The sequence below is a fragment of the Streptomyces sp. NPDC089424 genome (assembly GCF_044749345.1).
GTDB lineage: Bacteria > Actinomycetota > Actinomycetes > Streptomycetales > Streptomycetaceae > Streptomyces.
Map to the genome: position 1 here is coordinate 889252 of NZ_JBIVHU010000002.1, position 6181 is coordinate 895432.

At 72.9% G+C, this 6181-nt stretch carries 9 protein-coding genes; 8 read left to right on the forward strand and 1 reads right to left on the reverse strand.

Annotated features, from left to right (window positions below; translation table 11 throughout):
- Positions 1-57: 57 nt before the first annotated feature.
- Both ACIP2X_RS11555 and ACIP2X_RS11560 read left to right on the forward strand, forming a co-directional pair.
- The gene (locus ACIP2X_RS11555) at positions 58-618 is read left to right on the forward strand and encodes a DinB family protein (protein WP_401670650.1); all 561 of its coding nucleotides are present in this window, start codon (positions 58-60) and stop codon (positions 616-618) included.
- Positions 619-781: 163 nt separating this feature from the next.
- The gene (locus tag ACIP2X_RS11560) at positions 782-1582 is read left to right on the forward strand and encodes a thioesterase II family protein (RefSeq protein WP_401670652.1); all 801 of its coding nucleotides are present in this window, start codon (positions 782-784) and stop codon (positions 1580-1582) included.
- Between the two features lie 21 nt (positions 1583-1603).
- Here ACIP2X_RS11560 and ACIP2X_RS11565 read toward each other — a convergent pair whose 3' ends face one another.
- Positions 1604-1834 (reverse strand): DUF2945 domain-containing protein, encoded by a 231-nt coding sequence (locus ACIP2X_RS11565; RefSeq protein ID WP_401670655.1) that lies wholly within the window; start codon positions 1832-1834, stop codon positions 1604-1606.
- A gap of 130 nt (positions 1835-1964) precedes the next feature.
- Here ACIP2X_RS11565 and ACIP2X_RS11570 point away from each other — a divergent pair, with 130 nt between their 5' ends.
- The 6 genes from ACIP2X_RS11570 to ACIP2X_RS11595 all read left to right on the forward strand — a co-directional run bounded on the left by ACIP2X_RS11570 (position 1965) and on the right by ACIP2X_RS11595 (position 6039).
- Positions 1965-2264 carry an ArsR/SmtB family transcription factor gene (locus tag ACIP2X_RS11570; protein WP_401670657.1) on the forward strand — a complete coding sequence of 100 codons (300 nt, stop codon included), beginning with the start codon at positions 1965-1967 and terminating at the stop codon, positions 2262-2264.
- Positions 2261-2653: a VOC family protein gene (locus ACIP2X_RS11575; protein WP_401670659.1), complete on the forward strand. Its 393-nt coding sequence runs from the start codon at positions 2261-2263 to the stop codon at positions 2651-2653. Before ACIP2X_RS11570 ends, ACIP2X_RS11575 begins: the two co-directional genes overlap by 4 nt.
- Positions 2654-2767: 114 nt before the next feature.
- Positions 2768-3454, forward strand: a complete 687-nt coding sequence (locus tag ACIP2X_RS11580; RefSeq protein ID WP_401670662.1) for a hypothetical protein — start codon at positions 2768-2770, stop codon at positions 3452-3454.
- Complete coding sequence (locus ACIP2X_RS11585) at positions 3451-3738, forward strand: BON domain-containing protein (RefSeq protein WP_401670664.1); 288 nt, start codon at positions 3451-3453, stop codon at positions 3736-3738. The genes ACIP2X_RS11580 and ACIP2X_RS11585 overlap by 4 nt, the downstream gene beginning before the upstream one ends.
- Entirely contained in the window at positions 3735-4472 is a 738-nt protein-coding gene (locus tag ACIP2X_RS11590; protein ID WP_401670667.1) for a metallophosphoesterase, read from the forward strand. The genes ACIP2X_RS11585 and ACIP2X_RS11590 overlap by 4 nt, the downstream gene beginning before the upstream one ends.
- Before the next feature lie 187 nt (positions 4473-4659).
- A complete protein-coding gene (locus ACIP2X_RS11595) occupies positions 4660-6039 on the forward strand; it encodes a carbohydrate-binding protein (RefSeq protein WP_401670669.1) in 1380 nt (459 codons plus the stop codon).
- The last annotated feature ends 142 nt before the right edge of the window (positions 6040-6181 follow it).

Sequence of the window (6181 nt, forward strand, 5' to 3'; positions counted from 1 at the left end):
ACAGGGCTCCTAGCGTGGCGCTCGTCCACGGAACACCACCGACGGAAGCCGGAGACGATGACCGCAGCGACGCACGACGCCACCGCCCCGACCCCTCACGCGCCCCGCACCAGCGGCGAGCGTGCCGACCTGTTGGAGGCCCTGGCCCACCATCGCCGGTTCCTGCGTCTGACCACCCGTGACCTGACGGACGAGCAGGCCGGGCTCCGGACCACCGACAGCGAGCTGTGCCTGGGCGGCCTCATCAAGCACGTCACCTCGGTCGAACGCTCCTGGGGCGACTTCATCGAGCGCGGGCCCGAGGCGCTGGGCAACTGGAACGAGATGACCGAGGACGACTGGGCCCGGCGGGCCGACGAGTTCCGGATGCTGCCCGGCGAGACGCTCGCCGGGGTGCTGGAGGCGTACGCCGAGGTGGCCCGCCGCACCGACGAACTGGTCGGATCGGTGCCCGACCTGGACCTGTCCCACCAGCTGCCGCCGGCTCCCTGGCACGAGCCCGGCACCCGCTGGTCGGTCCGCCGGGTCCTGCTGCACATCGTCGGCGAGACGGCCCAGCACGCGGGTCACGCCGACATCATCCGGGAGTCGCTGGACGGCTCCAAGAGCATGGGGTGACGGTCCCTGCCGCACCGGCCGGGAGACGCCGCCGGTGCGGCGTTCCGGTGAATGGCGCGGGTCCCTCGGCGCTGCTCGTTCCCTGCGCTCGGCCCTGCCCGGCACGGTGTTCCTTTCGGCCGCGGGCCGTGTCGGGTGCCGAACCGAGCTGGGAGTGTGCAGGGTGCGGAGCCAGGAACCGGACGGACCTGAACGGATTGTCCTGGGCGAGCGCCCGGAGGCGGCGGTGCGGCTGTACGGACTGCCACCGGCCGGCGCGGGGGCCGACTTCTACCACCGGTGGCTCGCGTATCTGCCGGGGTGGGTGGAGTTGTGCTCGGTGCGCCTGCCCGGGCGGGGCCCCCGGGCCGACCAGCCGTCACTGACCGACCCCTTCGATCTCGCAGCGCGCCTGGCCGGGATCGTCGACGACCCCGACGACGCCCGGCCGTTCGCCGTGTTCGGCCACAGCGTGGGTGCCCTGATGGCGTTCGAGACGATGCGACGGCTCCGGCGGGACGGCGGACGCCTGCCGGTCTGGGCGGGGCTGTCGGCGTTGCGCGGACCGCAGGACCGCGCCTACGCCAAGGGCCTGCTGCCGTTGCTGACCAACGGCACGGAGGGGCTCGCGTCGTTGATGGACGGTCCGGCTCGGTGGGTGCTCGGTGACGCGACCCTGATGGCCGCGCTGGGCACGCCGCTGCTCGCCGACTGCCTGCTGCTGTTGCACCACCGCCACCGTCCGGAACCGCCGCTCGACGTGCCGCTCGGCCTCTACGGCGGCACGCAGGACCCGACCACCGACGCGGAGCAGCTCAGCACCTGGAACAGCCTGTTCACCGAACCGGCCGAGCCGCGGATGTTCCGCGGCTCGCACATGTACACCAACGAGCAGACCGAGGCGCTGGCGCAACAGGTGGTCGCCGACCTCGCGGTGGCCTGCGACAGAGCGGCGGCGGTCCCTCCCTGCCGCGGCCGGAGCTGACCGTACGCGGCCCGCGCCGGCTCACTTCTTCTTCCGCAGGGCCGACGGCTTGTGCACCGCCGTCCTTCCGGACTTGTCGCTGCGCACTTCGTACTGGGGCTCCTCCGACGAGGCGTCCACGGTCCGGCCGGCTGCCTCGGTACGATCGGTGATCTTCTTCTCGACCTTCCCTTCCGCCTTGCCGCCATGGCTGCTCCAGGTGACCTCGTCACCGCGCTTCAGGTTTTCGTCCCGCTTCCTGTCCTTCGCCATGGGGCACTCCTTCGCTCGCGTGCGTTCGGGTCGTCCCGCTTCCACGCTGCGCGCGCCGGAGGGTTCTCGCATCCCGTCGGGTGCCGCCCCCGACTTGATAGGTAAGCGTGGACTTGCCTATGGTGTGGCCGTGGCCGACGACCTCTTCAAAGCCCTGGCCGACCCGACCCGTCGCACGATCCTGGACGAGCTCACGGAGAAGTCCGGACAGACGCTGTTCGAGATCTGCTCGCGGCTGAGCATGAAGCATCAGCTGCGCATCTCCCGTCAGGGGGTCTCCCAGCACCTCGCCGTGCTCGAGGCCGCCGGGCTCGTCGAGACCCGACGGGAAGGCCGCTACAAGTTCCACGACCTCAACACGGCCCCGCTGCGGCAGATCGCCCGGCGCTGGCTCGTTGCCGACACACCCGGACCGGAGAGCACCCCATGAAGATCCACCTGACGAGCGTCTTCGTCGACGACCAGGCCGAGGCGCTGCACTTCTACACCGAGATCCTCGGCTTCGAGAAGAAGCACGACGTCCCGGTCGGGGAGACGGACCGCTGGCTGACCGTGGTCTCGCCCGAGGAGCCCGAGGGCACCGAACTCCTCCTGGAGCCCCTCGGGCACCCGGCCGCCAGGACCTACCGCAACACGCTCGTCAAGGACGGCATCCCGCTCGCCCAGTTCGCCGTCGAGGACGTGCACGCGGAGTACGAACGCCTGCGCGGCCTCGGCGTCCGGTTCCTCCAGGAGCCCCTGGAGATGGGCCCCGTCACCACCGCCGTCCTCGACGACACCTGCGGCAACCTCATCCAACTCGTGACGCAGCCGCGATAGGGCGTCCTGGCGTGCCGTGTCCATGGCGAGAGCAGAGGAGTGCACACGCCGGTACGGGCTGTGTCGAAACGTGCAGGGCGGGTACCCAGGCGTAGCGCGGAGGGAGTGATCTGGATGGTGCAGGACGGCGACGACGCGACGCTCGCCCCACGTGCCGAGGGCAGCGGTCTGCGGCTGGCGGCGCAGCCGCCCCCGGAGCGGTCGGGGCCGGACGAGAGGGCCGGCGACCTGCCCCGGGACCGCAACCAGGCGATCCTCGAAGCCGCCAAACAGGTCGGCACCCTGCTCAAGCGCGGCGGGCACGACTTCGCGCTGGCGGGCAGTGTCGCCGCCTACGCCCACGGGGCCAGTGAGAACCTCCAGCACGACGCCGACTTCTGCATCCGCCCCGAGGACTCGGAGGCCGTCGCGGCGACGTTGCGCGGCGCCGGGCTGCCGGTCATCACCCCGCCCGAGGACTGGCTGCTGAAGTCGACCTGCTTCGGACAGGACATCGACATCATCTTCGAGCTGGCGCACCGCCCCGTGTCGACGGGCATGCTGGACCGGGCGCGCGAGATCCCCGTGGACTCCGTGCGGATGCCCGTGCTGGCACCGACCGACCTGCTCGCCAGCCTGCTCGCCGCCTTCTCGGAGCACCACTGCGACTTCGGCGCCGTGCTGCCGATCGCCCGCGCCCTGCGCGAGAAGGTCGAGTGGGAGCGGATCCGCGAGGACATCGGGGACGAACCGATGGCGGACGCCTTCCTGTTCCTGCTCGAACGCCTGAACGTCATCACGGGACGGGAGGAGCGGCCATGACCGGCCCCGACACACCTGACGCGCCCGGCGCTTCGGCCCCCGAGCATCTGGAGTACCGCGTCGCCCACCTCCGTGACCGCCTCGCGGCCGGGGACCTCGGCGAGCTGGGGGTGCGGATCGAGGTGCGCGGCGAGGCCGTCCTGCTCACCGGCACCGTGCCCTCCGCCCGCTGCCGCGACGACATACGCCGTCTCGCCCAGGAGCACCTGGCCGGGCTGCCGGTGCACTACGACCTCGTCGTCACCGACTCCTCCACACCCGATCACGCGGAGGACCTCACATGATCCGGATCGCCGCCGTCGGGGACATCCACATGGGTCCCGACAGCCAGGGCGTGCTGCGCCCGGCGTTCGACACGCTGCCGGACTGTGCGGACGTGCTGCTGCTGGCCGGGGACCTCACCCGGCACGGCACCCCGGAGGAGGCCCGGGTGGTGGCCCGGGAGATCACCGGCCTCGGCGTGCCCGTCGTCGCGGTGCTGGGCAACCACGACCACCACGACGACCGTCCGCAGGAGGTCACGGCCATCCTGGAGGACGCCGGCGCCCATGTGCTGGAGGGGCGTTCGACGGTCGTGACCGCCGGCGGGAACCGCATCGGGGTGGCCGGGACCAAGGGGTTCGGGGGCGGCTTCGTCGGGCGCAGCGCCGGCGAGTTCGGCGAGCCGCTGATGAAGGAGTTCGTGCGCTACTCGCGCCGGTGCGCCGACGGGCTGCGCACGGCGCTGGAACGGCTGGCCGACGAGGACTGCGACGTGCGGGTCGCGCTGACGCACTTCTCCCCCGTGCCGGAGACGCTGGCCGGGGAGCCGCTGGAGATCTACCCCTTCCTCGGCAGCTATCTGCTGGCCGAGGCGATCGACACCGCGGGCGCGGACCTCGCGGTGCACGGGCACGCGCACGCCGGAACCGAGCACGGCATGACGAGCGGGGGCGTTCGCGTGCGCAACGTGGCGCAGCCGGTGATCGGCCGGGCGTTCCACGTCTACCACGTGCCGGTGGGCGCGCGACTGCCGTAACGGCGGGCGGGCACGGCCGGGGACCTGCCGTCGCGTCGCCGCGCGCGTGCGGCGTACTGCACTTGGCGCCCCTTCGCGTCACCAAAGCGCGAAACACCCGCGGGATGGACATCCCGCGGTCCCTTCCAGGCAAGCCCTAGGGCTTCGGGACGGTTTTCCCCGTACCTGACTGGAAGGAGACCTTCGCATGGTGCACAGACATGCCGTGGCCGGGCGCCGTACGGCTCTGGTCGCGGTCGGCACGTTGATGCTGGGCGGGATCTGTTCGACCGCCGCGACCGGGGCCGAGCCGCCGCCGCTGGCGGGGCCGCTGCCCTCGGCGACGCAGACGCTCGGGGCCGACCGGCCGTCGGCGGAGGTGCTGCACGCGCTGGAGCGTGACCTCGGTCTGACCGGGCAGCAGGCGGCGACGCGACTGGTGAACGAGGCGGAGGCGGGCACCCGTGCGGGCCGCCTGCGCCTGGCGCTGGGCGAGCGGTTCGCCGGCGCCTGGCTGAGCGGGGCCACCTCGGGCACGCTCACCGTCGCCACGACCAGCGACGCGGACGTGACCACCATCCAGGGGCAGGGGGCGAAGGCCGCCGTCGTGGACGCGTCCCTGGCCGAGCTCACCGCGGTCAAGGGCAAGCTGGACCAGGCCGCCTCGCGGGTCAGCACGCGCAACGCGCCGCAGTGGTTCGTCGACGTGCCGCGGAACAAGGTCGTGGTCGAGGCCACGACGAGGTCGGCGGCGACCGCCTTCGCGAAGGCCGCCGGCCTCGCCACCGGGCAGGTCGACGTCAAGATCTCCTCGAAGCGGCCGCACCTGATGGCGGACATCACCGGGGGCGACGCCTACTACATCAACGGCGCGGCACGCTGCTCGGTCGGCTTCTCGGTCACCAAGGGCGCCCAGCAGGGCTTCGCCAGTGCCGGTCACTGCGGCGACCCGGGCGCCCGGACCACCGGCTACGACCAGAGCGAGCAGGGCACCTTCCAGGCCTCCACCTTCCCCGGCGAGGACATGGCGTGGGTCGCGGTCAACGACGACTGGACCGCCACCGCCGGCGTCAAGGGCGAGGAGGGCGAGAACGTGCAGATCGGCGGCTCGGTCGAGGCGCTGGTCGGTGCGTCGGTGTGCCGTTCCGGCTCCACCACGGGCTGGCACTGCGGAACGATCCAGCAGCACGGCACCAGCGTCAGCTACGCCGAGGGCGTCGTCGACGGCCTCACCCGCACCACGGTGTGCGCCGAGCCGGGCGACTCCGGCGGCCCGTACGTCTCCGGCGCCCAGGCGCAGGGGCTCACGTCGGGCGGCACGGGTGACTGCACGCGCGGTGGCACGACGTTCTACCAGCCGATCAACCCGGTCCTCGGTGACTTCGGGCTCACGCTGAAGACGGCCTCCACGGGTGCCGCGCCCGGACAGCAGGACGGCGGCCAGGCCGACGGATGGGCGGCCGGGCGCATCTACCACGCCGGCGCCACGGTGACCATCAACGGCGTCCGCTACCAGTGCCTGCAGGCCCACCAGGCGCAGGGCGCCTGGGCGCCGGCCGCCACGCCGGCACTGTGGCAGCGCGTCTGACGGTCCCTCGGGAGCGGGCGGCGGGGGGCCCCCCCCCCCCCCCCCGCCGGCCCCCCCCCCCCGGCCCGGGCCCCCCCCCCGCCCCCCCCCGCGCCGACGCCCCCGCCGCGCCAGGGGGCCCCCCGCCGGCACCGCCGGGTCA

Bases quoted from the DNA above. Each gene is read 5' to 3' on its own strand.
- ACIP2X_RS11555 (WP_401670650.1), top strand. From the start codon at position 58: ATGACCGCAGCGACGCACGACGCCACCGCCCCGACCCCTCACGCGCCC.
- ACIP2X_RS11565 (WP_401670655.1), bottom strand. From the start codon at position 1,834: ATGGCGAAGGACAGGAAGCGGGACGAAAACCTGAAGCGCGGTGACGAG.
- ACIP2X_RS11575 (WP_401670659.1), top strand. From the start codon at position 2,261: ATGAAGATCCACCTGACGAGCGTCTTCGTCGACGACCAGGCCGAGGCG.
- ACIP2X_RS11580 (WP_401670662.1), top strand. From the start codon at position 2,768: ATGGTGCAGGACGGCGACGACGCGACGCTCGCCCCACGTGCCGAGGGC.
- ACIP2X_RS11585 (WP_401670664.1), top strand. From the start codon at position 3,451: ATGACCGGCCCCGACACACCTGACGCGCCCGGCGCTTCGGCCCCCGAG.
- ACIP2X_RS11590 (WP_401670667.1), top strand. From the start codon at position 3,735: ATGATCCGGATCGCCGCCGTCGGGGACATCCACATGGGTCCCGACAGC.
- ACIP2X_RS11595 (WP_401670669.1), top strand. From the start codon at position 4,660: ATGGTGCACAGACATGCCGTGGCCGGGCGCCGTACGGCTCTGGTCGCG.